The sequence below is a fragment of the Streptomyces sp. NBC_01410 genome (assembly GCF_045040195.1).
Lineage (GTDB): Bacteria > Actinomycetota > Actinomycetes > Streptomycetales > Streptomycetaceae > Streptomyces.
In genome coordinates, this window is sequence record NZ_CP109530.1 from 1,342,164 (window position 1) to 1,365,801 (window position 23,638).

Sequence of the window (23,638 nt, forward strand, 5' to 3'; positions counted from 1 at the left end):
TCGCGGTGGGCAGAGCGGAGCACTCCACTCCCCCGCGCGCGAGCGGTCCCTTCGCGCAGGCGGGCCATTAGGCTGCGAGCTTGCCGTGCGGCTGCCGGGATGCGCCGCGCGGGAGCCGCAGTCGACGGAAGCGAGAGAATCTTGACTTTCCTCACCATCGGTCATCGCGGGGTCATGGGCGTCGAGCCGGAGAACACCCTGCGCTCCTTCATCCGTGCCGAACAGTCCGGCATGGACGCCATCGAACTGGATCTGCATCTCAGCAAGGACGGCGCGCTCGTCGTCATGCACGACGCGGACGTGGACCGTACGACCGACGGAAACGGGCCGATCGCCGACAAGACCCTCGCCGAGCTGCGGGAGCTCGACGCGGGCGGCGGCGAGCGGGTGCCGGTCTTCGACGAGGTCCTCGACGCCGTACGGGCCCCCCTCCAGGTGGAGATCAAGGACGTGGCCGCCGCCCGGGCGCTCGCGGAGGTGATGCTCCGCCGCGATCTCGTCCACCGTGTCGAGGTGTCGTCCTTCCACGACGGCGCGATCGCCGAGATCGCGAGCATGGTGCCGGGCGTACGGACCGTGCTGGTCGCCAGCCGCTGGGGCGCCGACATCTCTGACCGCGCGAAGACCGTCGGCGCCGCCGCGCTCGCGCTGAACATCCGCAGGCTGACCCTGGAGACCGTCGAGCATGCGCACGCCGAAGGACTTCAGGTCATCGGCTGGGTCGTGAACACCCAGGACCATCTGCGGCTGGTGCGCGCCCTCGAACTCGACGGCGCGACCACCGACTTCCCCGAGATCCGGCGCACCGGCCGCTTCACGGCCTGAAGCCCCTCTACGGCAGGTCCTTCACCAGGAGCTCGAAGGCGAGATCCTCGCGCTGCGGGATACCGAAGCGCTCGTCGCCGTACGGGAAGGGGCTCAGCTTTCCCGTACGGCGGTAACCGCGCCGCTCGTACCAGGCGATCAGCTCGTCCCGTACCGAGATCACGGTCATGTGCATCTCACTCACACCCCAGCGCTCGCGCGCACTGCGCTCCGCCTCGGCGATGATCCGCCGGCCGAGGCCCCCGCCCTGCAGCTCGGGGCGGACGGCGAACATGCCGAAGTAGGCGGCCTCGCCGCGGTGTTCGAGCTGGCAGCAGGCGATCAGCTCACCGTCGCGCTCCACGACGAGCAGGGTGCTGCCGGAGGCGGTGATGACCTCGCGGACGCCTTCCGGGTCGGTGCGCCGGCCGTCGAGTATGTCCGCCTCGGTGGTCCAGCCGGTCCGGCTCGCGTCACCTCGGTACGCGGACTCGATCAGCGGGACGAGCGCCGGCACATCGGCCTCGACCGCGTCACGGTAGGTGAGCTCGCCGGAGTCCCGGAGTGGTGCGGTGTCCATGAAGTGGGCTCCCCTCTCGACTGTCTACAAGTGTCCCGAGACTAACCCGCGCCTGGCGATCCAGGGCCTGTCGTTCGGATCAGGCCGGATCAGTGAGCGGGGTCTGGTGCGTGCGATCGCAAGGCGGAGGATGGAGCCGACGCGGAGCGTCGGCGACTGACGCAACGCGGCATGGGAACACCTCCCGTGCCCGAAGGGCTACGGGGGAGTGCGTGCCAGGGCACGCGAACCCGGCACGATCCGAACGACAGGCCCTAGGGTTCGCCCATGGTTCATGTGCTCAGCAGCCGGATCCTCCTGCGCCCCGCCGACCCCGAGCGGTCCCGGCGCTTCTACGGGCAGACGCTCGGCCTGCCGGTCTACCGCGAGTTCGGCACCGGCCCCGAGCGGGGCACGGTCTACTTCCTCGGCGGCGGCTTTCTGGAGGTGTCGGGGCGCTCTGCGGACGCCCCGTCGCCGGCCGTGCGGTTGTGGCTCCAGGTCGAGGACGCGGCCGCCGTACACGCCGAGCTCTCCGGGCTCGGCGTCGAGGTGCTGCGGCCGCCGGTGCGTGAGCCGTGGGGGCTGATCGAGATGTGGATCGCCGACCCGGACGGGCACCGGATCGCGATCGTCGAGGTCCCCGCCGATCATCCGCTGCGCCATCGACCCTGAAGGCCGCGCGCGCCCGCTCGCACCACCGTCCGTGCTCCCTGCGCACCCCTGTGCGCTCGCGTAGGCCTCTCGGAAGCCGGGCATCGCCCCCTTGACTCAGTCTGAGGGGGAGGTACGCCGTGCACGGACCCGCTGTGTCCGGCTGGCTGCTCGTGACCCTGTGCGGGGCGACCGGCGCCTACTGCCTGGTGCGGATGCGCAGTTGTTCCGGTCAGGCACGCGAGGCTGCCTGCGGCGAGGCCATGATGGGGCTGGGGATGGCGGCGATGGCGATGCCTGCCGCCGTGTTCGCGCTGCCCCGGTGGGTGTGGGTGATGTACGCGACGGTGTTCGGCGCCGCCGCGCTGCGCGCCCTCTTACCCTCCCGGCGCGGCACTCACCATCTGCACCATCTCGTCGGCTCCCTAGCGATGGTCTATATGGCGGTGGCCATGCCCTCGGGCGCCGGGGCGCACGCCGGGCATCAGGCCGCCGGAATCCCGCTGCTCACCGGCGGCCTGCTGGCGTACTACACCGTGTATGTCTTGCGCTCGGGCGTCCGGCTGGTGCCCCTGGCACCCCCCGCGGGCGGCGTGGCGGCCGTCTCCCGGGGCGCCCGTCCCGAACTGGCGCCGGCCTGCCGACTCGCGATGGGCCTCGCCATGCTGGCGATGCTGCTCACGCTCTGAGTCCCGCCTCTGTGAGCCTCCGCGGGCTCACGGCACCAAACCGTGTCGTACGTCACTTGGGACGCGCGGCCATACCCGCAAGTAGCCCCGCGCTCATAGGCTGACACCATGTTGGTCTCCCTCGTGCTGCTGGGTCTCGGCGCACTGGCCGCCGTCGTGGCCCCGCGACTCGTGTCGCGCGCCGACTGGCCGGAGCGGGAGCCCGTGGTGGCACTGTGGGTCTGGCAGTGCGTGGTGGCGGCCGTACTGCTCTGCTTCGCCCTCTCCATGACCTTCAGCGCGGCAGCGGCCTGGCAGCTCGTACGCGGCCAGGTCTTCGCGTCCGCGCCGCACCGCGTGATGGAGGCGTACGCCCTCGGCGCGGGCGAGCCGTACTCCGCCGTCCTCGCCGTGATCCTGGCCGCCTGCGGGCTGTGGACCGGCGCGATGCTCACCCGGGAGATCTACCGGTCCCATGTCCGGCGCAAGCGGCGGCGCACGGAACTGCTCGTGCGCTCCCCCCTGATGCCGGGCGAGGAGCCGGGCAGCGAACCGCTCGTCGTCCTGGAGGGCGAGCGGCCCGACGCCTGGTGGCTGCCGGGAGCCGCACCCCAACTGGTTATCACCACGGCCGCGTTGCGTCGGCTGAAGGGCCACCGGCTCGATGCCGTACTGGCGCACGAGCAGGGGCACGCGCGGGCCAGGCACGACTGGCTGCTGCACTGTTCCGCCGCGCTCGCCTACGGCTTTCCGCAGATCCCGGTGTTCGCGGCGTTCCGCGACGAGATGCACCGCCTGGTCGAGTTGGCCGCCGACGATGTCGCCTCGCGGCGCTTCGGCCGGCTGACGATCGCGCTGGCACTGGTCGAACTCAACGAGGACCGTGGGGTGTTCGGGCCCTGTCCCACCCCGGACGCCCAGCTGCCGCAGCGGGTGAACCGGCTGCTCACGCCGGTGCCGCGGCTGACCGCGGGCAGGCGGCTGCGGCTGACGGCGGCCGCCGCACTGGTTCCGGTGGTCCCGCTCCTGGTGGCCTTCGTGCCGGGACTGCGCGCGCTGGGTTAGCCGTATGCGGCCGTCGGCGGCGAAGATCTTCCCCATGCATCTCCCGCGCCCAGCACAGCCCACCCCGCCGGCGCCCGTCCCGTTCTCGGCAGCCGCCCGCGCGGCCGCGGTGCTCGGCGCCCTCGCGGCGCTGCTGCTGACCCTGGTCGCGATCCCGTGGGCGCCCCTCATCTCCTTCGACCGGACGATCACCGACGCCCTGCACCGCTCGGCGGTGGCCGAGCCGGGGCTGACCCGGGTCAACCGGGTGCTCACGGACTGGGTGTGGGACCCGTGGACCATGCGCGCGCTGATCGCAGTCGCGGTGCTGTGGCTGCTGTGGCGCAGACAGTGGCTGCTCGCGGCGTGGATCGCGCTGACGAGCGCGGTGGGCACCCAAGTCCAGCAGGGGCTCAAGGCCGCCGTCGGCCGCGAGCGGCCGCAGTGGTCCGACCCGGTCGCCACGGCGCACTACGCGGCCTTCCCCTCCGGCCATGCGATGACGGCCATGGTCAGCTGCGGGCTGCTGCTGTGGCTGCTCAGGCGGTACGGAGGCCGGGGCATGCTCTGGAAGGTGAGTGTCGTGGCCGCGGCCGTGTCCGTCGCAGGGGTGGGTTTCACGCGGCTCTACGTCGGCGTGCACTGGCCTTCCGACGTACTCGGCGGCTGGCTGCTCGGCGCCTGCTGGGTGGCCCTTGCCATCGTGGTGTACGAACGTGTGGTCTTGTCCCGGGAACGCTGATCCCGGAAGGATCGCGGTCATGGCGATCAAGGGTGTGCTCTTCGACTTCTCCGGAACCCTCTTCCGCATCGAGTCGGTGCGGGACTGGCTGCAGGCGGTGCTGAACGACCGCGGCAGCCGTCTGCCCGAGGCCGAACTGGCCAGGTACGCCGAGCAGTTGGCGGCCGCCGGGGCGCTGCCGGGCGGTTCGTACCCGCAGCGGATGCCCTCCCGTCTCGCCGAACTGTGGGCGACCCGCGACGAGAGTGCGGAGCGGCACCGTGCCGCCTACACCGGGCTCGCCCGCCAGGTGGAGCTGCCCGACCCGGGTCTGTACGACGCGCTCTACGAACGTCATATGACGCCCGCCGCCTGGCGCCCCTACCCCGACGCGGCCGAGGTGCTGCGCACGCTGCGGGAGCGGGGCGTGGGCATCGCGGTGGTCAGCAACATCGGCTGGGACCCGCGGCCCGTCTTCCGTGCCCATGGCCTCGACCCGTGGGTGGACGCGTATGTGCTGTCGTACGAGCACGGAGTCCAGAAGCCGGACATACGGCTCTTCCGCGCGGCCTGCGAGGCACTGGGCCAGGACCCGGCCGATGTCCTGATGGTCGGCGACGACCGGCGCGCGGACGGCGGGGCCACGGATCTGGGATGCGCTGTCCACTTCGTGGACCATCTTCCGGTCGGGGACCGGCCGGCGGGCCTGCTCCCGGTACTGGGACTCGTCGAGTGAAGGGGGCAGGGGGTCACGAAAGGTGACAAACGGCTCGTAGGACCACGCCGAAGGCGCGCCAAAGCCACCCGAACCGGACGATCCCCCGCGTCGCCCGGTTCGGGCAGCAACCCCCGCTGACCAGGCCCTGAAGGCCGCCCGGCGGGACACGTTGAGTATACTGGCTCGGAGCCAGTCAACGCAGGAGTTAAGCATGTCCCCGCGGAGCGCATCGGTCAATGAAGAGCTTCGTCGGCGTTCCCGGGAGCGGCTTCTCCAGGCAACCGTGGAGCTGGTCGGAGAGCGCGGATACGAAGCCACGACGCTCGGCGACATCGCCGACAGGGCGGGCTCGGCGCGCGGCCTGGTCTCGTACTACTTCCCGGGCAAACGACAGCTCCTGCAGTCGGCCGTGCATCGTCTGATGCATCTCACCCTCGATGCGGCCCTGGACCGCGAGCCCCGCACCGACGACGGACGGGAGCGGCTGGCGCGGGCGATCGACGCGATTCTCGGACTGGCGGTCGACCATCCCGTACTGATGCGTACGCACATGTCGGGGGTACTGCAGGCCGACGGGTTCAGGCAGTGCCCGGAGCAGCAGCGTCTGGCGGCGCTGCTGCGCGGCACGGTGGAGCGGTACGGCTCGCAGAACGTCGACGTCGACTATCCGCTGCTGCGGGCGCTGCTGATGGGAGCGGTCTTCGCGATCCTGCTGCCCGGCGTGCCGATGCCTCCGTCGCGACTGCGCGCGGAGCTGTTCCAGCGCTACGGGCTGGAGTGGGAACTCGGCGTTCCGCCGGACGACGATCCGCCCGGCGGAACCCTTGATGACACCGTTCTCGAGCCGCTTGCTCAGTCGCGGTCGAAGTCGTCGAAGTAGTCGGGCTGGGTCTGGACATTGAGCTCGTCCATCCGCACCCGCTTCGCCGGATCCGTCCGCCGGTCGTCGAGCTTCAGCACGTCGAAGCCCTTGGCGATGTCGTTCGAGTAGATGTAGCCGTTGTAGTAGTACGCCGACCAGGAGCCGCCGGTCATCATCGTGTCCGCGCTGAGCGGGCCACGCTCGAAGTAGGCGATCTCCTTGGGCTTGCTGGAGTTGGTGAAGTCCCAGACGGAGACGCCACCCTGGTACCAGGCCTGGACCATGATGTCGCGGCCCTTGACCGGGATCAGCGAGCCGTTGTGGGCCACGCAGTTCTCGGTGTCCGCCTGGTGCCGGGGGATCTTGTAGTAGCTGCGGAAGACGAGCTTGCGGTTCTCGCCCCTGCCGACGATGTCGTAGATGCCGTCTGCGCCGCGGTTGGGACCGATCGCGGCGTTGCAGGTGGCCGCGCCGCCGCCGCCGAGCTCGTCGGTGAAGATGACCTTGTTGGCCTTCTGGTTGAAGGTCGCCGAGTGCCAGAACGCGAAGTTCACATTGTCCTGGACCTGATCGATGACCTTCGGGTTCTCCGGATCCTCGATGTCGAACAGGATGCCGTCACCCATGCAGGCGCCGGCGGCCAGGTCCTTGGAGGGGAGCACCGTGATGTCGTGGCAGCCGGTGGTCTTGGAGACGCCGGGGTTGGTGGGCCCACCGGGGTTTCCGCCCCCGTCGGGGCCCTCACCCGGGAAGAGCACCGGGAAGTTGACGACCGCCGCCTTCTCGGGGGACCTGCGCGGCACCTTGATGACGGAGATTCCGTCGTGCGGCGGCCGGCAGTCCGGGAAGGTGGCGTTCGGCGAGTACGAAGCCACGTAGATGTAGACGTTGCGGCGCTTCGGCACCAGCGTGTGCGTGTGGGAGCCGCAAGCGGTCTCGACGGCCGCGACGTACTTCGGATTGCGCTTGTCGCTGATGTCGAAGATCTTCATGCCCTCCCAGGACGACTTCTCCGTCGCGGGCTGCGAGGTGCTGGTGCAGGAGTTGTCGCTGCGCGAGGAGTCGGTGGAGAGGAAGAGCAGGTCGCCGGAGACGGAGATGTCGTTCTGCGATCCCGGGCACAGGACCTGCGCGACCGTCGTGGGGGCCTTGGGGTTGCTGATGTCGATGATCCGGAAGCCGTCGTAGTTGCCGGCGTAGGCGTACTTGCCCTGGAAGGCCAGGTCCGAGTTGGTGCCCTTGAGCGCGTCCTTGGGGATGTTGACGAGGTGTTCGATGTTGTCGCTGTGGACGACCGCGTCCACAGGGGGTATCTCGCCGCTCTGGATGGCCGACTTGGTAGCGGCGGCCTGTTCCGACGAGATCGCTGCCTGGGCGGGGGTGTCCCCAGGGTCCGGCGTGGCGGCCGCGGGTCCGGCCGTCAGCAGGGTGGCGAGGAGCCCGGCCGCGGCTGCCGCCACGCCCAGCCGTCTGCGCCGCACTCGGGTGGTGTGCAACAGGGTCACTGAGGTGTCCTCCCTTGTATCCGTTCGCAGTTGAACGGTTGACGGACCCCGGCAGTATCTTCCTTTCCATGTACATCTCAACAGATGGCAACAGAGACTTAATGAAAGTCTCTGATCAACCACGTGCAGAAGAGTGCTGAGACCGTCCCGGAACACCCCAAGTGCCACAGGAGGTCACCGTGTTGAACCGTCACAGGACCGCGCGTGTCCGCAGACCGGTCGTCGCTGCCGCGGTCGCTGTCGCCGTACTCGCGCTGGGCGCCTGCGAGTCGGACTCCGACGCTCCGGACAAGGCCAAGGGGGGTGCCGGACCGTCAGTGGTGGCGCCCGGCAAGCCGGGCGAACCGGCCAGGACGCTCTCCGCCGAAGAGGCCGCGAAGGCCGCACCCGACGACTCCCCCAACTCGGCGGACTTTTCCTACGCGCAGACGATGATCACGCATCACGGCCAGGCACTGCAGATGACCGCCCTGGCACCGGAGCGGGCGGGATCCACGCAGGTCAAACGGCTGGCGGAGCGCATAGCGGCCGCACAGAAGCCGGAGATGGCCGCGATGGCGGCCTGGCTGAAAACCAACGGAGGGGACAAGGGCAAGGGGGGACCGGGCGGCCACGACCACTCTCACGCGGCGATGCCGGGGATGGCCACCGCCGCCCAACTCGCCCAGCTGCGCACCGCGAAGGGCACCGCCTTCGACGAACTTTTCCTGAAGCTGATGATCACTCACCACCAGGGCGCGCTCACCATGGCCACCGAGGTCCTCTCGGACGGCAACAACGTCCTGATCGAGGAGATGGCCAACGATGTGATCGCCCAGCAGACCAGCGAGATCAACCGGATGCGCTCGATGTGACGCGGGGCCGCGAGGGGCGGGGCTCGGCTCAGCGGGTACGGCGGCGGTTGTGGCGGGGCGCGAGATAGCCCTCGTCCCGGGCGCCCGCGATGAGCCGGAGCGATTTGCGGCGGCTGCGCCCGGTCACGGCCATCACCGCGAGCACGGGGTCGCGCCCCTCCAGCTGCGCGGCCCGGTAGGCGTCGGCCGCGAGCCGCCGGCCGGCGCTGCCGCGCACCACGACGGGCCGGCGACGGCGGGCCGGGGAGCCGCGCGAGGGTGCCGCCTCGACCGGCGGTTCGGGCTGCCGCTCGGTGACCCCGCAGGCGTCTTCGAGGGGCTCCTCGATCCGGTCGGCGAGCACCGCAAGGCTCTCCAGGGGCAGCGGCGGGTCGGCCCGCAGGTCCTCGATGGCGATCCGCCCGTCGTCGACGACGGCGAGTACATCGATACGGGCGCCGTCGGCGAAGGCCAGCCGGACGTTGAACCAGGGCGGCCGGATCGCGTGGCCGCCGGGCTCCGAGGTGACCCTCCCGGCGCCCTGCAGCTCCCAGACGGGCGGGTAGGGCAGTGCCTCATTCGGGCCATACTGATCATTACTGGTAAGAAACGTAGTTTCTTGCACAATTAACACGTAACCAGCCAAATAGTCTGCTTTCCTCGCGGCACGCACGCCGCACCGCACCAAGGCACCCCGTCAGCTCATCTCCCCAGCCCCGCACCGCGGTGCGATGCTGGAGTCCCCTGCGGGAAGGAGCGCAGCTGTGCTTCGCGTCGCCGTTGTCGGATCGGGACCCAGCGGGGTCTACGCCGCGCAGGATCTCGTCCAGCAGAGCCGGGTGCCCGATGTGCGGGTCCACGTGCTCGACCGGCTCCCCTGCCCCTACGGACTCGTGCGCTACGGGGTCGCGCCCGACCACGAGAAGATCAAGTCGCTGCAGAACAATCTCCGCACCGTGCTGGAGCACGACCGGATCGACTTCATCGGCAATGTGGAGGTCGGGACGCACGGGCTCGGGCCGCAGCAGCTCCTGGAGCTCTATCACGCGGTCGTGTACTGCGTAGGGGCCGCCAGGGACCGCAGGCTCGGCATTCCCGGCGAGGATCTGCCGGGCAGCCACTCGGCCACCGACTTCGTGTCCTGGTACAGCGCGCACCCCGACGCGGCGGGCAACGGCTTTGCGCTCGCCGCCCGTTCGGCCGTCGTGATCGGCGTCGGGAACGTGGCCGTCGACGTGGCCCGGATCCTGGCGCGGGGCGCGGACGAGCTGCGCCCCACCGACGTTCCGCAGGCGGCGCTCGGAGCACTCGCCCTCAGTCAGGTGCGCGAGGTGCACATGGTGGGCAGGCGCGGACCCTCGCAGGCGAAGTTCACCACCAAGGAGCTGCGGGAGCTGGGCACGCTGCCCTCGGTGGACGTCATGGTCGAGCCCGAAGACCTGGCCCTGGATCCGGCGTACGAGGACGCCCCGGCCGCGGCCGCGCTGCCCGCGGTCAACCGGCGCAACCTCGATGTCGTACGCGGCTGGGCCGTACAGCCCTCCCAGGGCCGGGAGCGGCGCATCCATCTGCGATTCTTCCTGCGCCCGGTGGAGCTGCTGGAGCGGATGGGGCGGGTCGGCGCCGTACGGTTCGAGCGCACTGTTCCGGACGGCGAGGGGGGCGTGCGGGGCACCGGGGCGTACGAGGAGATCGAGGCGCAACTGGTGCTGCGGGCGGTCGGCTACCGCGGTGTGCCGCTGCCCGGGCTGCCCTTCGACGAGCGGCACGGCACGGTGCCGCATGCCGCGGGGCGGGTGCTCCGGGACGGGGTTGCTTCGCCCGGTGAGTACGTCGCGGGCTGGATCAAGCGGGGGCCCACCGGGGTGATCGGCACGAACAGGCCGTGCGCCAAGGAGACGGTGAACTCGCTGCTCGACGACGCGGCGGCGCTGGCACTGCGCCCGGTCGCGGCGGATCCGCTCGCCGTGCTGCGGGAGTCCGGACACCGTCCCGTCCAGTGGCCGGGCTGGCTGGCGATCGAGGTGGCCGAGGCGGCGCTGGGGCGGACGCTGGGCCGGCGGTCCGTCAAGATCCCTGACTGGTCGGGGCTGTTGACGGCGGCGGGCGTGCGGGGCGGGTGAGCCGACGGGGGCGGCCCGGCCTTCGGCCGCGTGTCCTCGCGCCGCAGCCCGTTCATCTTGGCCGTGCCCCGAAGGCAGTGCCGCGCGGGCGCCGAGCGGTGGCGGGTGGCAGGATCACCGCGGACCGAAAGGAGCTGCCTCATGTCCCGGCGCGGAGCAGAGCTCGACGAACTCGACCGTAAGATCATCGCGGCGCTGATGGCCGATGCGCGCGCGAGCCTGCGGGAGATCGGTGTGTCCATCGGCCTCTCGGCGCCCGCCGTGAAACGCCGGGTCGACCGGCTGCGGGAGCAAGAGGTGATCGCCGGTTTCACCACCGTGGTGAAACCCTCGGCGCTGGGCTGGCACACCGAGGCGTACGTGGAGGTGTTCTGCGACGACGCCGCTCCGCCGCGCAGGCTGGCGGAGGTGGTCCGCAATCACCCCGAGATCCAGTCGGCCGTGACGGTGACGGGCCGGGCGGACGCGATCCTGCACATCAGGGCGCTGGATGTGGCGCACTTCGAGGACGTCCTGGAACGCATCCGGTCGGAGTCCTTCGTGAAGGCCACCAACAGCTTCATCGTGCTCAATCACCTGCTGCCGAGCAGCCCCGAAGCCGGAACCGGACGCATCTCGCCGGAGATGACGTAACAAGTAGTGGCTCCGGGCCCCGGACACGCAACATAGTTGCGAGTGCACGCAACTCATTCGTCTTGTTGCTGTGCGTCACCCTCCCTAGCGTGGTGAGCATCCCCCGTCCGAGGAAAGGAAGCCGAGGATGCCGCCCACCCGAACTGCGAAGCAGCGCCGGTACCTTGTCTGCCCTCCGGAGCACTTCGACGTCCGGTACGCCATCAACCCCTGGATGACTTCACTGGAGCCGGTCGACGTCCCGCTGGCACATAAGCAGTGGGACGCGCTCGTATCTCTGTATCGCGAGCTGGGGCACACCGTCGAAATGGTGGAGCCGGTCGCGGATCTTCCCGACATGGTGTTCGCGGCCAATTCGGCGCTCGTTCTGGACGGCCGGGCATTCGGCGCGCAATTCCACGCACCGCAGCGGCAGCCCGAGGCCGGCCACTACCGGACCTGGTTCGAAGACGCCAGTTTCGAGACGCTTGTTCCGTCCCACACCTGCGAAGGGGAAGGTGACTTCACCCCGGTGGGCGGGTTCATTCTCGCGGGTACGGGATTTCGTACCCTCCCCGCGGCTCACCACGAGGCGCAGGAATTCTTCGGCACGCCGACCGTGAGCCTGCATCTGGTGGATCCGCATTTCTACCATCTGGACACGGCACTCTTCGCGCTCGACGACAGCAACATCGCCTACTATCCGGGCGCTTTCTCGAACGGCAGCCAAAAGGTCCTGAAGAAGCTCTTCCCCGACGCCGTCATATCCAGCCGGGAGGACGCGCTGGCCTTTGGGCTCAACTCCATATCGGACGGCCGCCATGTGGTGATGGCGCAGGACGCGACGGGCCTCATGGAGAGCGTCTCGGCGCACGGTTACGAGCCCATTCCCGTGGATCTCTCGGAGTTCCGCAAGGCGGGCGGCGGGGCGAAGTGCTGCACTCAGGAGCTCCGCGGGTAGCGGTCGACTCCTCCTCGACGGGGCAGCGCGTTCCGGCACATCGCCGGAACGCGCTGCCCCTCGCCTGTTCGGTGGCCGCGGATGCGCGCGTGCGTAACTGGTGTCGAGGCCGACGACCCAGCCATAGGCCGCCGTCCGGGCCGCAGGGTGGAGCCGGTGGGTGGCTGTCGGCCTGCGTGCCGCCGGTGCTCTCGGCGCTGCTGCTGGCATTCGGCACGATGATCACGTACCCCTTCGAGATGGACAGGCCTCGCGGGCGGCCGGTGTCCCGGCGCCGCGCGGGCCGAACCGCTCCGGCAGGCTCACCCGCGCGGCACCGATGAGTTCCGGACCCAGGCAACGTCTCCACTGAGGACGTCCGTACCAAGGAGGTACATCGTGTTGCTCGAGAACAGGGACGCCGTCGTCTACGGAGGGGGCGGCGCGATCGGCGGGGCGGTCGCCCGCGCCTTCGCCCGCGAGGGAGCCCGGGTCCATCTCGCCGGGCGCACCGGCAAGGGCCTGGAGGAGGTGGCCGAGTCCATCCGCTCCGCCGGCGGCCGGGCCGACACGGATCAGGTCGACGCCCTCGACGAGGCGGCGGTGGACCGGTTCACGGACGCGGTGGTCGAGCGGGCCGGGAGCATCGATGTCTCCTTCAGCCTCATCTCGTTCGGGGAGGTCCAGGGGGTCGCGCTCACCGAGATCTCCCTGGCGGACTTCGAGCGTCCTGTGCACAACGCCGTACGCGCGATGTTCCTGACCGCAAGGTCCGCGGCTCGGCACATGATCCTCCAGAAGTCCGGCGTGATCCTCGCCTTCGGCGGCTACGGCGACCCGCCCCGCGCGCACCTGATGGGCGGGTTCCAGGTGGCGTTCGGAGCCATGGAGTCGCTGCGACGGAATCTCGCAGTCGAACTGGGGCCGCACGGCATCCGCGTACTGACGCTCCAGACGGGCGGCGTGCCCGAGACGATCCCCGAGGGCTTGGACTACCGCGATGCCATCACCGACGAGATCGCCGGGCAGACGATGCTGGGGCGTGCGGCCTCGCTGGAGGACGTGGGCAATGCGGCGGTCTTCGCCGCCTCGGACATGGCCCGCTCGATGACCGCTACGGCTCTCAACATCACCGGCGGCTCGGTCGTCGACTGAAACCCTCACTCACCCCTTCCACGCCGGGCTGACCTGCATGAAGGCCCGTCCACGAGCCACTGTCAGTGGGCAGGTGCAGACTGGCCCGTATCCGCGACAGAGTCGTCCTGGAGGCAGTAGGCCATGACCGATGTACTTCTGACCGTAGGCACACGAAAAGGGCTCTTCATCGGCCGCAGGCGCGGCGGCACATGGGAGTTCGACGGCCCGCACTTCAATGCTCAGGCCGTGTACTCGATCGGGATCGACACCCGCCGTTCCGTGCCCCGGCTGCTGGTCGGGGGCGACAGCGCGCACTGGGGCCCCTCGGTGTTCCACTCCGACGACCTCGGCGCGACATGGATCGAGCCGCCGAAACCGGCCGTGAAATTCCCCAAGGACACGGGAGCCTCGCTGGAGCGGGTCTGGCAGCTGCATCCGGCCGGTCCTTCCACGCCGGATGTGGTGTACGCGGGGACAGAGCCCGCCGCGCTGTTCCGCTCGGAAGACGGTGGCGAGACCTTCGAGCTCGTACGGCCGCTCTGGGAGCATCCGACCCGCTCCCAGTGGGTGCCGGGCGGCGGCGGTGAGGCGGTGCACACGGTGGTGACCGACCGCAGGGATCCGGAGTCGGTGACGGTCGCCGTGTCGACGGCCGGGGTGTTCCGCTCCAAGGACGGCGGCGCGAGCTGGGCCCCGTCCAATCAGGGGGTGTCGGCGGTCTTTCTGCCCGACCCCGACCCGGAGTTCGGCCAGTGCGTCCACAAGATCGCCCAGGACGCGGGCGATCTGGACCGGCTGTATCTGCAGAACCACTGGGGCGTGTACCGAAGCGACGACGGGGGCGCCAAGTGGACCGACATCGGTGAGGGCCTGCCGTCCGACTTCGGATTCGCGGTGGCCGCCCATCCACACCGCCCCGGCACGGCCTATGTCTTCCCGATCACGGCCGACGCGGACCGCGTGCCCGCCGGGCGCCGCTGTCGTGTCTACCGTACGAGCGATGCGGGCAGCACCTGGGAGGCCCTGGCGGCCGGGCTGCCCGAGGGCGACCATTTCGGCACCGTGCTGCGCGACGCCCTGTGCACGGACGACGCGGATCCGGCCGGGGTGTACTTCGGCAATCGCAATGGCGAGGTGTACGCCAGCGCGGACGACGGTGACAGCTGGCAGCTGCTCGCCTCCCATCTGCCGGATGTGCTCTGTGTACGGGCGGTGGCCATGGCGTGAGACGGGCATCGCCGCACCAGTAGAGTGACGCCCCGTGGCAGCACGACCGTTGAAAGAAATCGTCGAGCCGGGCTGGGCGGACGCCCTCGCGCCGGTGGCCGAACGCATCGCCGGGATGGGCGACTTCCTGCGCGCGGAGATCGCCGCGGGACGCACCTATCTGCCGGCCGGACCGAATGTGCTGCGGGCCTTCCAGCAGCCCTTCGAGGACGTGCGTGTCCTGATCGTCGGTCAGGATCCGTATCCGACGCCGGGGCATGCCGTGGGACTGAGTTTCTCGGTGGCGCCCGAGGTGCGGCCGGTGCCCGGCAGCCTGGACAACATCTTCCGGGAGATGCACGCGGACCTTGGGCACCCCCGGCCGGCGAACGGCGACCTCACGCCCTGGACCCGGCAGGGTGTGCTGCTGCTCAACAGGGCGCTCACCACCGCGCCCCGTAAGCCCGCCGCCCATCGCGGCAAGGGCTGGGAAGAGGTGAGCGAGCAGGCCATCGTGGCGCTTGCCGCGCGCGGCAAGCCGCTGGTGTCCGTGCTGTGGGGACGTGATGCCCGCAATCTGCGTCCGCTGCTCGGCGATCTCCCGGCGATCGAGTCCTCGCACCCCTCCCCCATGTCCGCCGACCGCGGCTTCTTCGGCTCCCGCCCCTTCAGCCGCGCCAATGAACTCCTCGAACGCCAGGGGGCGCAGCCGGTCGACTGGCGGCTTCCGTGACGGTTCGCCGCGGCGGCTGGGTGCTTGGGGTGGACTCCGGCGGCTCCGGGCTGCGCGCGGCGCTTGCCGACGCGGCCGATCCGGGGCGTCTGGAGACCGCCGAGTCACACGAACCCGTGCGGACGGGCAGCGGCGGGATCGACGCGCAGCATCTGCTGGATCAGTTGCTGCCGATGGCTCGTGCGCTGCTGGAGCGGACCGGCGGTGGCTCCCTGTCGGCCGTCGCGATCGGCGCCGCCGGGATGGCGACGCTCGGCGGCGCCCTGCGTGCCGAACTCCCCGCCGCACTGGACCGGTCGCTGGGCGTACGGCGGCTGGCGCTCGCCGCCGACGCGGTCACCGCGTACGCGGGGGCACTCGGCCAGCGCCCGGGAGCCGTGGTCGCCGCCGGCACCGGCATGATCGCGATGGGCACGGATCTTCGGGCGTGGCACCGGGCGGACGGCTGGGGCCATCTGCTGGGCGACTGCGGGGGCGGGGCGTGGATCGGCCGGGCCGGTCTGGAGGCAGCGCTGCGCGCCCACGACGGGCGGCGTGGCGGTTCGTCCGCGCTGCTGACCAGGATGGAGTCGGTTTTCGGTCCGGCACAGGAGCTGCCGGGACAGCTGTATCCGCGCTCCGACCGGCCCGCGGTGCTCGCCTCCTTCGCGCCGGAGGTCGCCGAGTGCGCCGCGGCCGGTGACGAGGTGTCGGCGGGGATCCTCGCGACGGCCGCCCAGCATATCGCGGAGGCGGCCGCGGCCGCCTGCCCGCCCGTGCCGGAGGATCCGCAAGGATCCCAAGTCGCCCTCACCGGCGGGTTGTTGAAGCTGGGCGAGCCACTCCTGACGCCGCTGAGGGCAGAACTGGCTGGTCAACTACCCCATGCGCGGCTCGTGTCCGCGGCCGGTGATCCGCTCTCCGGCGCGGTGCTTCTTGCGGCCGCGCTCGCCACCGATTCGCTGCTGCTGCCACGCCATCCCACGCTGTTGCACGCACCGACAGAGCCGCACAGGTGAGGCGTACTGCATTCATCGGATAAATGCGGACAGATAACGCTTGACTGCCCCCTCCCCGAACGGAGGAGCACACAAAACCAGTAGCATGCGGCGCCATGAGCTCCCCCACTGGGCCGGCATCCGGCCTGCCTGTACGAATGCCGCGACCCCGCCAGTCAGGGCGGCACCGCCGCCCGGAACCCGTGGCGGCTCCCGAGGGTGCGCCCGCGCTGGTTCTCGCCGTGCCCGGCGCCCCCGCGCCCGCCACGCGCAGCCTGGCCGAAGAGGTCATAAGCATTGCCCGTTCCGAGCTGCCCGGCCTCGATGTCGGCATCGGCTACCTGGACGGCGACGACGCCCAGTACCCCACGCTCGCGACCGTCCTCGCCCAGAACGCCGCCCGGCGCACCGAGCGCTACGAGATCGCGACGGCCGCCGGCCGTGAAGTGGCCGCGCCCGAAGGGCCCGCCGCCGTGGTGGTGCCGCTCCTCGCCGGTCCCGACAACGCCCTGATGCGCCGGATCCGCCAGGCCGTCATGGACAGCCGTTCCGCCGCCGAGCTGACCGATGTCCTCGGCCCGCACCCGCTGCTCGCCGAGGCCCTGCACGTCCGGCTCTCGGAGGCCGGACTGGCGCGCGCCGACCGCGCCCGGCTGTTCACCGTGGCCACCGCCGCCGACGGCATCATCCTGGCCACGGTCGGCGGCGAGGAGGCCGTCCAGGCCGCCGGGATCACCGGCATGCTGCTGGCCGCGCGCCTCGCGGTGCCGGTGATGGCTGCCGCGCTCGACCAGGAGGGCGCGGTCGGCGCGATCGCCGAGCAGCTGCGCGGCTCCGGCTCGGCGCAGCTCGCGCTGGCCCCGTATCTCGTCGGTCCCGAGCTGTCCGACGGCCTGCTCGACGCCGCCGCGAAGGAGGCCGGCTGTGCCGCCGCCGAGGCGCTCGGCGCCTACCCGGCGATCGGCAAGCTGGTCCTGTCGCAGTACACGACGGCGCTGGGCATCGCCCCGCCTCAGGGCTCGCCCTCGCTCTGACCGTCCGGCGGTCTGCCGTACCTGCGCCGAAGGGCCCGCACCACTCGAACGGTGCGGGCCCTTCGGCAGGACGCGTCCGGTGCGGGTGTCCGTACCGGTCAGGCCGGGTGCGTGTACCGGTCAGGCGAAGATCACGCAGGAAGCCGCAGGGGCGGCCAGGGAGCCCGCCCTGTGCGGCACGCCGGTGTCCGGGTCGATGTCGAACCAGGTGACGTCCCCGGAGCGCTCATTGGCGGCGTACAGCCTGCGTCCCGTGGGGTCGAGGGCCAGATCGCGCGGCCAGTGCCCGCCGCACGGCACGGTGGTGACCAGCTCCGCCCGCTCGCGTGTCTCGTCGAGCGTGAGGACGGCGATGCTGTCGTGGCCGCGGTTGGCGGTCCAGAGGTGGCGCCCGTCGTGCGAGACGACCACCTCGGACGGATAGGCGGGCCCTGCCACGCCGGGCGGCAGCACGGACTGCTCGCCGAGTGGTTCCAGCACACCGGCGTCCGCGTCCCAGCGGCAGACGGTGAGGGTCGGCTCCAGTTCGTTCAGGACATAGGCGTGGCTGCCCGCCGGGTGGAAGGCGAGGTGGCGCGGCCCCGTCCCCGGACGCAGCGCGGTCTCGCCGTGGAGCGTCAGCTCGCCCGCCCCTGGGTCGAGTGCGCAGATCCGTACGCTGTCGGTGCCGAGGTCGACCGCGAGCACCCATCGTCCGCTCGGGTCGGGCAGCACCTGGTGGGCGTGCGGGCTGCGTTGGCGCTCCGGGTCGGGGCCCGTGCCCTCGTGCTGGAGGACGCCGGTGGCCGCGCCCGGCTCCCCGGCGGTCCCGAGCGGGAGCACGCTGACGCTGCCCGAGCTGTAGTTGGCGGTCACCAAGTGGCCTGCGGCGAGCGCGAGATGCGTCGGACCCTCGCCGCACACCGGGACCCGGGAGCCGACGGGCCTCGGCAAGGGCCCGTCGATGTCGAAGGCGGCGACCGCGCCCTCCTGCGTCTCGGAGACGGCGTAGAGGACCGGACCGCGGAGCCCGATCGCGAGGGCGAGATACGAGGGGTCGGCGAGGACGTCGCTCACTCCCGTCTCCGTCAGCCCGCCCGTCTCCCCGTCGACGGTGGCCGCGATTATCCCGCGGCCACCGGCCGAGGTGAACGACCCGATGAATGCCCGCCCCGCGCTTGCCTCGCCCACAGCGTGTCCCCTCTCCGCCCTCTGATCGCCAGGTCCTGTCCGGCCGATCTTGCCGGGCTCGATCGACCGGACCGGACCTTGCCGCGGGGCCGACAGTAGCAGTCGGTCTAGACCAATCCCTCTACGCGCTCCCTTCGCCGCGGGCGCGCGCCTGCGCCTCCGGGTGGTGCACGTAGGCGGGACGCCACTGCGTCGGGTCGTAGGTCCGGTGGAACACGGGCGTCGCGGAGCCCGACATCGGCGGAACGATCCACGACCAGTCGGCGCCCACGCCGCGGCCGCGGCTCTCCTCGCGGTCCACATGGGCCAGGAAGCGGCGCGATTCCGTGTGGTGGTCGGTGACGGTGACTCCCGCGCGGTCGAAGGAGTGCAGCACCGCGCGGTTCAGCTCGACCAGCGCCCGGTCCTTCCACAGGGAACGGTCGTCGGCGGTGTCGAAGCCCAGCCGTTCGGCGATACGCGGCAGTTGGTCGTAGCGGTCGGTGTCGGCGAGATTGCGCGCGCCGATCTCGGTGCCCATGTACCAGCCGTTGAAGGGAGCGGCCGGGTAGCAGATCCCGCCGATCTCCAGGCACATGTTCGCGATCGCGGGCACTGCGTGCCAGCGCAGCCCCAGGTCCGCGTACCAGCTCTCCTCCGGGTGGTGCAGCTCCACTTCGAGCACGGCGTCGCGCGGCAGCTCGAAGAAGCGCGGCTTGCCGTCGCCGTCCTCGATGACCAGGGGCAGCAGGTCGAAGGGTGTGCCGGGCCCGCCCGCCCAGCCGAGCCGGAGTGCGAAGTCGGTGAGCCCGGCATTGCGCGGATCGCCGACGGCGGGCCCCTGTGCGGGGGCGTAGCCGGCGTACCGCACGAGCTGCTCGTTCCAGATCCGCGGTCCGGGCCTGTCGGGCGCGTCCGGGGCGAAGACGGTTATCAGGGGGCGGATGCGGCCGCCGTTGGTGGCCACCCGCAGATGCTCCACGGACTCACGTGCCACGGAGTCGGCGTCGTCGATGTGCCGGCGGTCGCGTATGCGCAGCGAGCGCCAGTACAGGCGGCCGATGCAGCGGTTGCTGTTGCGCCAGGCCACCCGCGCGCCGTAGACGAGTTCGGCCCGGGTGTGGCGGTAGGTGCCGGTCTCGTCGATCTCGGCCCGTACGGCGGCGATCCGGGCTTCCGGGTCCCCCACTGCCTCCTCCCGGTGGAAGAGCTGGATGAAGTCCTCGGCCTCCTTGCGCAGTTCGGTATCCGTGGCGGACGCGGGCGGCTCGGTGTGGCTCACCGGGCAGTGCGCCGCGACAGACGGAGCCGGCTCCGGTCTTTGCCTATGTGCTCCGTCACGCGCTCCGTTCCGGCGCAGATACCTGAGTAGAGACTTCCGCATGGTGCGCACCCCCTGGGTCCCACAGGACGTACGTGGATGCCGCTCTGGTTACCCCCCGAACACACTGATCTACCCTGTGTGTGCCGGTGGAATGTGCCCCGCCCAAGGGCTGTGTGGCGGTTCCCCAGGTCAGGCAGGCACGAGCGGGGCACGCGGAGAGGTACGCAGGGGCGCGTCGAGCTCGCCGAGCGCCTGCTCGAGTGCCTCAAGGTGCGTGAGCGCGGCCTCGGCCCCGGGGTGGTGCCGCGGCGCCGGTACGCAGTGGGTGTGGACCTTGGTCTGCCGGGTGGCTGGCGGCACCAGGGCGTGCACGGCAGCTTCGACGCGGCTGCACGCGGCGGCGAGCCGTGCGTCGTGGGACGCGTCGGGGTCGGCGGCCACAGCGGTCAGGCCGCGCACCTCGCGCGCGCAGTCGTCGAGCAGCCCGATCACCTGGCGGGCGCGCGCCTTGCGGGCCCGCAGCGGGCTGAGCGGGTGGACGAGCGGCGCGAGAGAGAGCCGTACGCGCCCCAGCAGCATCTCCAGTTCGGCGGCGAGCGGCGCGGGGTCGGCCTGCTCGTCCCCCGCCAGCCGTCGCGCGGCCTCGGTGGTACAGCCGTGGACGCAACTCAGCGCCCGCCGGATCCAGGCGTCGGTCGCCGCATGCGTGGTCAAGGGCAGGATCAGCGCGACACCAAGTGCCGCGCCGAGGGCGCCGACCGCCGTCTCCTGGAGACGGAGCAGCAGCAGGCCCGGATGCAGGACGCCGAGGAGTCCGTACAGCAGACCGGCCATGACGGTGACGAAGAACATCATCCAGCTGTACGAGGGCGCGGCCGTGTAGAAGATGCCGAAGACGCACACCGCGACCAGGGCGGCGGTGGGCGCGGGCGCGCCCGCGAGGGGGATGGCGATCAGCAGACCGGCGGCGATACCCGTGACGGTCCCGACGACGCGGCGGAAGCCCCGTACGAGGGTCTCGCCGCGTGAGGCGGTGTTGACGAAGATCCACCAGGCGGTGCCGACGGCCCAGTACCAGCGGTCCGGCGAGATCAGCTGCCCGGCGGCCAGCGCGACGGCGCAGGCGAAGGTCGCCTGGAAGGCCTGGCGGGTGGTGGGGCGGGCGAGTCGGCGGCCGGGGAGCGGTGTCGGCGCGGCCGGCGGAGGCGTACGCCGCTCGATGCACCACAGCCCGAAGCGGACGGCCGACGAGGCGGTGACGGCCAGCGCGACCGCTGCGTACAGCTCAGGAAGCTGGGCCGGGAGCGCGTGCAGGAACTGGGTGACGAAGAACATCATGAAGGCGAAGATCCCCAGCGCGTGTCCGCGCGGGCCCCATCGCCTGGCGTAGACGCCGCAGAAGACCACCGCGAGCCAGGCGGCGGCGCGCAGCAGCGGCTGATCGTGCAGGGTCGTCGCGAGCGCGAGTACGGGGAAACCGGCGGCGGGCAGCAGGGCGGTGGTGACCGCCTGGCCGCGCACGCTCGTGTCGGCGACGGTGAACAGCGCGAGCATCGCTGCCAGACCGCCGGTGATGGCGGCGGCGAGGGAGAGACCGGCGAGCTCGGCGGCGGCGACCGCGAGGCCCACGCCGAGGACTGCGCGTGTCGAGACGCGCAGCCGTACGCGCCCCGGATCGGGGGCGACGAACATCCTCTTCACACCGGTCAGGCTCTTCACCGCGGCCGTCCCGCCCCCTTGCTGTTCGACTTGCTGCGCGGACACGCTCCGCGGACATGGCAAAGGCGCCGCGGGTCCGGTCCGGCTCCGTCGCCGTTCCGGCGCTGCGCGGCGCCGTCTCTCCCCAGAGGAAAGCATCACGAAGGACAACGGCTCAACTCGACCGCCACGGGGTGGGCCATTGGTACAGTTCCAGTCGGCAGATCCGTACCAGAGGGAGGCCAGCGGACCATGGCGGTGGACGCTCTCGACACCCGGATCCTGCGGCTGCTGATGGAGCAGCCGCGCACCAGCGTGCGGGAGTACGCCCGCATTCTGGGCATCGCTCGCGGCACCGTCCAGGCCCGGATCGACCGGATGGAGCGGGAGGGCGTGATCACCGGCACCGGCCCGTACCTCTCCCCCGCCGCGCTCGGGCACCCCGTGCTCGCGTTCGTCCATATCGAGGTCACCCAGGGGCATCTGGACGATGTCGGCGACGCGCTCGCCGCCGTACCCGAGATCATCGAGGCCTTCTCGATCACCGGCGGCGGGGATCTGCTCACCAGGGTCGCCGCGCGGAACAACGGTCATCTCGAAGACGTCATCCAGCGGCTCATCCAGCTGCCTGGCGTGGTGCGCACGCGTACCGAGATGGCGCTGCGCGAGCGGGTGCCGCACCGGCTGCTGCCGCTGGTCGAGTCGGTGGGCCGGGCGGCCGGCGCGGCACGGTGAGCCACGCCTTGGCACCTTGGAGCGCATGGGCATCGTGCGCACCGCCTCGGTCATCTTCGATCTCGACGGAACACTCGTGGACAGCGAGCCGAATTACTACGAGGCGGGGCGCAGGCTCCTGGCCCAGTACGGCGTGAAGGACTTCAGCTGGGAGCACCACACGCGGTTCATCGGCATCGGGACGCGGGAGACCCTGGAGATCCTGCGCGGGAAGTACGGGATCGAGGCTCCGGTCGACGAACTGCTCGCCGGGAAGAACCGGAACTATCTGGAGCTGGCCCGGGCCTCGACGGACGTGTTCCCCGAGATGCGGAAGTTCGTGGAGCTGCTGTACGCGGAGGATGTGCCGATGGCGGTGGCCTCGGGCTCCTCACGCGCTGCCATCGAGGCGGTCCTGGCGGGCACCGGTCTGGACGCGTTCATCACCACGGCCGTCTCCGCCGAGGAGGTCGCGCGGGGCAAGCCGGAGCCCGACGTGTTTGTGGAGGCCGCGCGCCGCCTGGGTGCCGCTCCCGCCGACTGCGTGGTCCTGGAGGACGCGGCTCCGGGCGCGGCGGCCGCGCATGCGGCGGGCATGCGCTGCATCGCTGTTCCCTACGTCCCCGAGACGGCCGGCGACCCGGCCTTCGGGGCGGCGGGGCTGCTTTTCGCCGGCGGGCAGGGCGAGTTCAGTGCGCGGGCGGCGTACAACTGGCTGCGGTCGGCAGGGGCCTGACGCCGCGCGGAGTCAGCCGACCCAGCCTCCGGTGAGGCCCTGCACGGCCGAGCCGTCCAGGTCGGCGAGCTTCGTGCCGGTGAAGGCGCGGGCCCAGTCGGACGTCTGGACACGGAACGCGGGCCGGTCCGCCACAAGCGTCTCCATGACGCTTTCCGCGACCTCGGCCGGGGTCTGCGCGCCGCTGAGGAACTGCGAGACGGTGCGGTCCACGTAGGCCCGCAGCGCGTCGGTGTACGGACCCGCCGCGGCGACGGCGGCCTCCGGGTCGACACCGAGGTTGTTGACGAACTCGGTGGCCACGGCTCCGGGTTCGACGACGGAGACGGTCACGCCCAGCTTGGCCGCCACCGGCGCGAGGCTCTCCATGTAGCCCTCGACGGCGAACTTCGCAGCGCAGTACGCCTCGTTGAACGGCTGCCCGACGACCCCGCCCACACTGGTGACGGTGATCAGCCGGCCGCCGGACGCGCGCAGGTGGGGCAGGGCGGCCTTGGAGACGTGAAGCACGCCGAAGAAGTTGACCTCCATGACCCGGCGCACGTCGGCCACGGTCTCGTTCTCGAGCGTGCCGAGGTGTCCGGCACCCGCGTTGTTGATCACGGCGTCGAGGCGGCCGTGGTCGCCGATCACGCCGTCGATCGCGGCGGCGACGGAAGCCTCGTCGGTGACGTCCAGCTGCCGGATGTCGAGCTCGACCCCCGCGTCCGCGGCCGCCTTGCGCAGCGCGTCGGCGCGGCCCGTGTCGCGCAGGGTCGCCACGGTCCGCCAGCCGGCCTTGGCCGTGGCAACGGCGGTGGCCAGGCCGATGCCGGAGGAGGTGCCGGTGATCAGAACAACCTTGGAAGACATGGTGCGCCCTTTCGTCGGTGACGCCGAAAATTTCA

General features: G+C 71.2%; 25 protein-coding genes. 18 read left to right on the forward strand and 7 right to left on the reverse strand.

Going from position 1 to position 23,638, the window contains the following annotated elements:
- Window positions 1–141: 141 nt before the first annotated feature.
- Complete coding sequence (locus tag OG741_RS06175; RefSeq protein ID WP_405595806.1) at window positions 142–825, forward strand: glycerophosphodiester phosphodiesterase; 684 nt, start codon at window positions 142–144, stop codon at window positions 823–825.
- A gap of 7 nt (window positions 826–832) precedes the next feature.
- Here the strand turns inward: OG741_RS06175 and OG741_RS06180 are convergent, their stop codons facing one another.
- On the reverse strand, window positions 833–1,384 hold the full coding sequence (locus tag OG741_RS06180; protein WP_266488094.1) for a GNAT family N-acetyltransferase: 552 nt from the start codon (window positions 1,382–1,384) through the stop codon (window positions 833–835).
- Window positions 1,385–1,651: 267 nt separating this feature from the next.
- On the opposite strand from OG741_RS06180, the gene OG741_RS06185 reads away from it, so the two are divergent.
- The 6 genes from OG741_RS06185 (at window position 1,652) to OG741_RS06210 (ending at window position 6,048) form a co-directional block, all read left to right on the forward strand.
- On the forward strand, window positions 1,652–2,038 hold the full coding sequence (locus OG741_RS06185; RefSeq protein WP_405595807.1) for a VOC family protein: 387 nt from the start codon (window positions 1,652–1,654) through the stop codon (window positions 2,036–2,038).
- A 119-nt stretch (window positions 2,039–2,157) separates the two neighbouring features.
- Complete coding sequence (locus OG741_RS06190) at window positions 2,158–2,706, forward strand: DUF5134 domain-containing protein (RefSeq protein WP_405595808.1); 549 nt, start codon at window positions 2,158–2,160, stop codon at window positions 2,704–2,706.
- 108 nt (window positions 2,707–2,814) lie between these two features.
- Window positions 2,815–3,750: a M56 family metallopeptidase gene (locus OG741_RS06195; RefSeq protein WP_405595809.1), complete on the forward strand. Its 936-nt coding sequence runs from the start codon at window positions 2,815–2,817 to the stop codon at window positions 3,748–3,750.
- 34 nt (window positions 3,751–3,784) lie between these two features.
- The gene (locus tag OG741_RS06200) at window positions 3,785–4,471 is read left to right on the forward strand and encodes a phosphatase PAP2 family protein (protein WP_405595810.1); all 687 of its coding nucleotides are present in this window, start codon (window positions 3,785–3,787) and stop codon (window positions 4,469–4,471) included.
- A gap of 19 nt (window positions 4,472–4,490) precedes the next feature.
- On the forward strand, window positions 4,491–5,186 hold the full coding sequence (locus OG741_RS06205) for an HAD family hydrolase (RefSeq protein ID WP_405595811.1): 696 nt from the start codon (window positions 4,491–4,493) through the stop codon (window positions 5,184–5,186).
- A 193-nt stretch (window positions 5,187–5,379) separates the two neighbouring features.
- Window positions 5,380–6,048 carry a TetR/AcrR family transcriptional regulator gene (locus OG741_RS06210; RefSeq protein WP_405595812.1) on the forward strand — a complete coding sequence of 223 codons (669 nt, stop codon included), beginning with the start codon at window positions 5,380–5,382 and terminating at the stop codon, window positions 6,046–6,048.
- On the opposite strand, the gene OG741_RS06215 is transcribed toward OG741_RS06210, so the two are convergent.
- A complete protein-coding gene (locus tag OG741_RS06215; protein ID WP_405595813.1) occupies window positions 6,021–7,535 on the reverse strand; it encodes an LVIVD repeat-containing protein in 1,515 nt (504 codons plus the stop codon). The genes OG741_RS06210 and OG741_RS06215 overlap by 28 nt on opposite strands.
- Before the next feature lie 179 nt (window positions 7,536–7,714).
- Between OG741_RS06215 and OG741_RS06220 the strand changes: the two genes are divergently transcribed.
- The gene (locus OG741_RS06220) at window positions 7,715–8,389 is read left to right on the forward strand and encodes a DUF305 domain-containing protein (RefSeq protein ID WP_405595814.1); all 675 of its coding nucleotides are present in this window, start codon (window positions 7,715–7,717) and stop codon (window positions 8,387–8,389) included.
- A 28-nt stretch (window positions 8,390–8,417) separates the two neighbouring features.
- Here OG741_RS06220 and OG741_RS06225 read toward each other — a convergent pair whose 3' ends face one another.
- Complete coding sequence (locus tag OG741_RS06225) at window positions 8,418–8,993, reverse strand: DUF6214 family protein (protein ID WP_405595815.1); 576 nt, start codon at window positions 8,991–8,993, stop codon at window positions 8,418–8,420.
- Between the two features lie 139 nt (window positions 8,994–9,132).
- Here OG741_RS06225 and OG741_RS06230 point away from each other — a divergent pair, with 139 nt between their 5' ends.
- From OG741_RS06230 to OG741_RS06265, 8 genes are all read left to right on the forward strand, one after another.
- Window positions 9,133–10,491: an FAD-dependent oxidoreductase gene (locus OG741_RS06230; protein WP_405595816.1), complete on the forward strand. Its 1,359-nt coding sequence runs from the start codon at window positions 9,133–9,135 to the stop codon at window positions 10,489–10,491.
- 141 nt (window positions 10,492–10,632) lie between these two features.
- Window positions 10,633–11,124, forward strand: coding sequence for an Lrp/AsnC family transcriptional regulator (locus OG741_RS06235; protein ID WP_266488118.1), 492 nt, complete (start codon window positions 10,633–10,635; stop codon window positions 11,122–11,124).
- Between the two features lie 127 nt (window positions 11,125–11,251).
- Window positions 11,252–12,064, forward strand: a complete 813-nt coding sequence (gene ddaH / locus OG741_RS06240) for a dimethylargininase (RefSeq protein WP_405595817.1) — start codon at window positions 11,252–11,254, stop codon at window positions 12,062–12,064.
- Window positions 12,065–12,442: 378 nt separating this feature from the next.
- Entirely contained in the window at window positions 12,443–13,198 is a 756-nt protein-coding gene (locus tag OG741_RS06245) for an SDR family NAD(P)-dependent oxidoreductase (RefSeq protein WP_405595818.1), read from the forward strand.
- Between the two features lie 123 nt (window positions 13,199–13,321).
- Complete coding sequence (locus OG741_RS06250; RefSeq protein ID WP_405595819.1) at window positions 13,322–14,407, forward strand: WD40/YVTN/BNR-like repeat-containing protein; 1,086 nt, start codon at window positions 13,322–13,324, stop codon at window positions 14,405–14,407.
- A gap of 34 nt (window positions 14,408–14,441) precedes the next feature.
- Window positions 14,442–15,119 (forward strand): uracil-DNA glycosylase, encoded by a 678-nt coding sequence (locus OG741_RS06255; protein WP_405595820.1) that lies wholly within the window; start codon window positions 14,442–14,444, stop codon window positions 15,117–15,119.
- Window positions 15,116–16,117, forward strand: coding sequence for an N-acetylglucosamine kinase (locus OG741_RS06260; RefSeq protein WP_405595821.1), 1,002 nt, complete (start codon window positions 15,116–15,118; stop codon window positions 16,115–16,117). The genes OG741_RS06255 and OG741_RS06260 overlap by 4 nt, the downstream gene beginning before the upstream one ends.
- 95 nt (window positions 16,118–16,212) lie before the next feature.
- Entirely contained in the window at window positions 16,213–17,130 is a 918-nt protein-coding gene (locus tag OG741_RS06265) for a sirohydrochlorin chelatase (protein ID WP_405595822.1), read from the forward strand.
- Window positions 17,131–17,250: 120 nt separating this feature from the next.
- Here OG741_RS06265 and OG741_RS06270 read toward each other — a convergent pair whose 3' ends face one another.
- The 3 genes from OG741_RS06270 to OG741_RS06280 form a co-directional block, all read right to left on the reverse strand.
- Window positions 17,251–18,300 (reverse strand): lactonase family protein, encoded by a 1,050-nt coding sequence (locus tag OG741_RS06270; RefSeq protein WP_405595823.1) that lies wholly within the window; start codon window positions 18,298–18,300, stop codon window positions 17,251–17,253.
- A 121-nt stretch (window positions 18,301–18,421) separates the two neighbouring features.
- Window positions 18,422–19,561 carry a nitric oxide synthase oxygenase gene (locus tag OG741_RS06275; protein WP_405595824.1) on the reverse strand — a complete coding sequence of 380 codons (1,140 nt, stop codon included), beginning with the start codon at window positions 19,559–19,561 and terminating at the stop codon, window positions 18,422–18,424.
- A gap of 231 nt (window positions 19,562–19,792) precedes the next feature.
- Complete coding sequence (locus OG741_RS06280) at window positions 19,793–21,295, reverse strand: FUSC family protein (protein ID WP_405605428.1); 1,503 nt, start codon at window positions 21,293–21,295, stop codon at window positions 19,793–19,795.
- Between the two features lie 258 nt (window positions 21,296–21,553).
- Between OG741_RS06280 and OG741_RS06285 the strand changes: the two genes are divergently transcribed.
- The gene (locus OG741_RS06285; RefSeq protein ID WP_405595825.1) at window positions 21,554–22,036 is read left to right on the forward strand and encodes an Lrp/AsnC family transcriptional regulator; all 483 of its coding nucleotides are present in this window, start codon (window positions 21,554–21,556) and stop codon (window positions 22,034–22,036) included.
- Window positions 22,037–22,061: 25 nt separating this feature from the next.
- Window positions 22,062–22,751 carry an HAD family hydrolase gene (locus OG741_RS06290; protein WP_405595826.1) on the forward strand — a complete coding sequence of 230 codons (690 nt, stop codon included), beginning with the start codon at window positions 22,062–22,064 and terminating at the stop codon, window positions 22,749–22,751.
- A gap of 12 nt (window positions 22,752–22,763) precedes the next feature.
- On the opposite strand, the gene OG741_RS06295 is transcribed toward OG741_RS06290, so the two are convergent.
- Window positions 22,764–23,603, reverse strand: coding sequence for an SDR family oxidoreductase (locus tag OG741_RS06295; RefSeq protein WP_405595827.1), 840 nt, complete (start codon window positions 23,601–23,603; stop codon window positions 22,764–22,766).
- Between the last annotated feature and the right edge of the window lie 35 nt (window positions 23,604–23,638).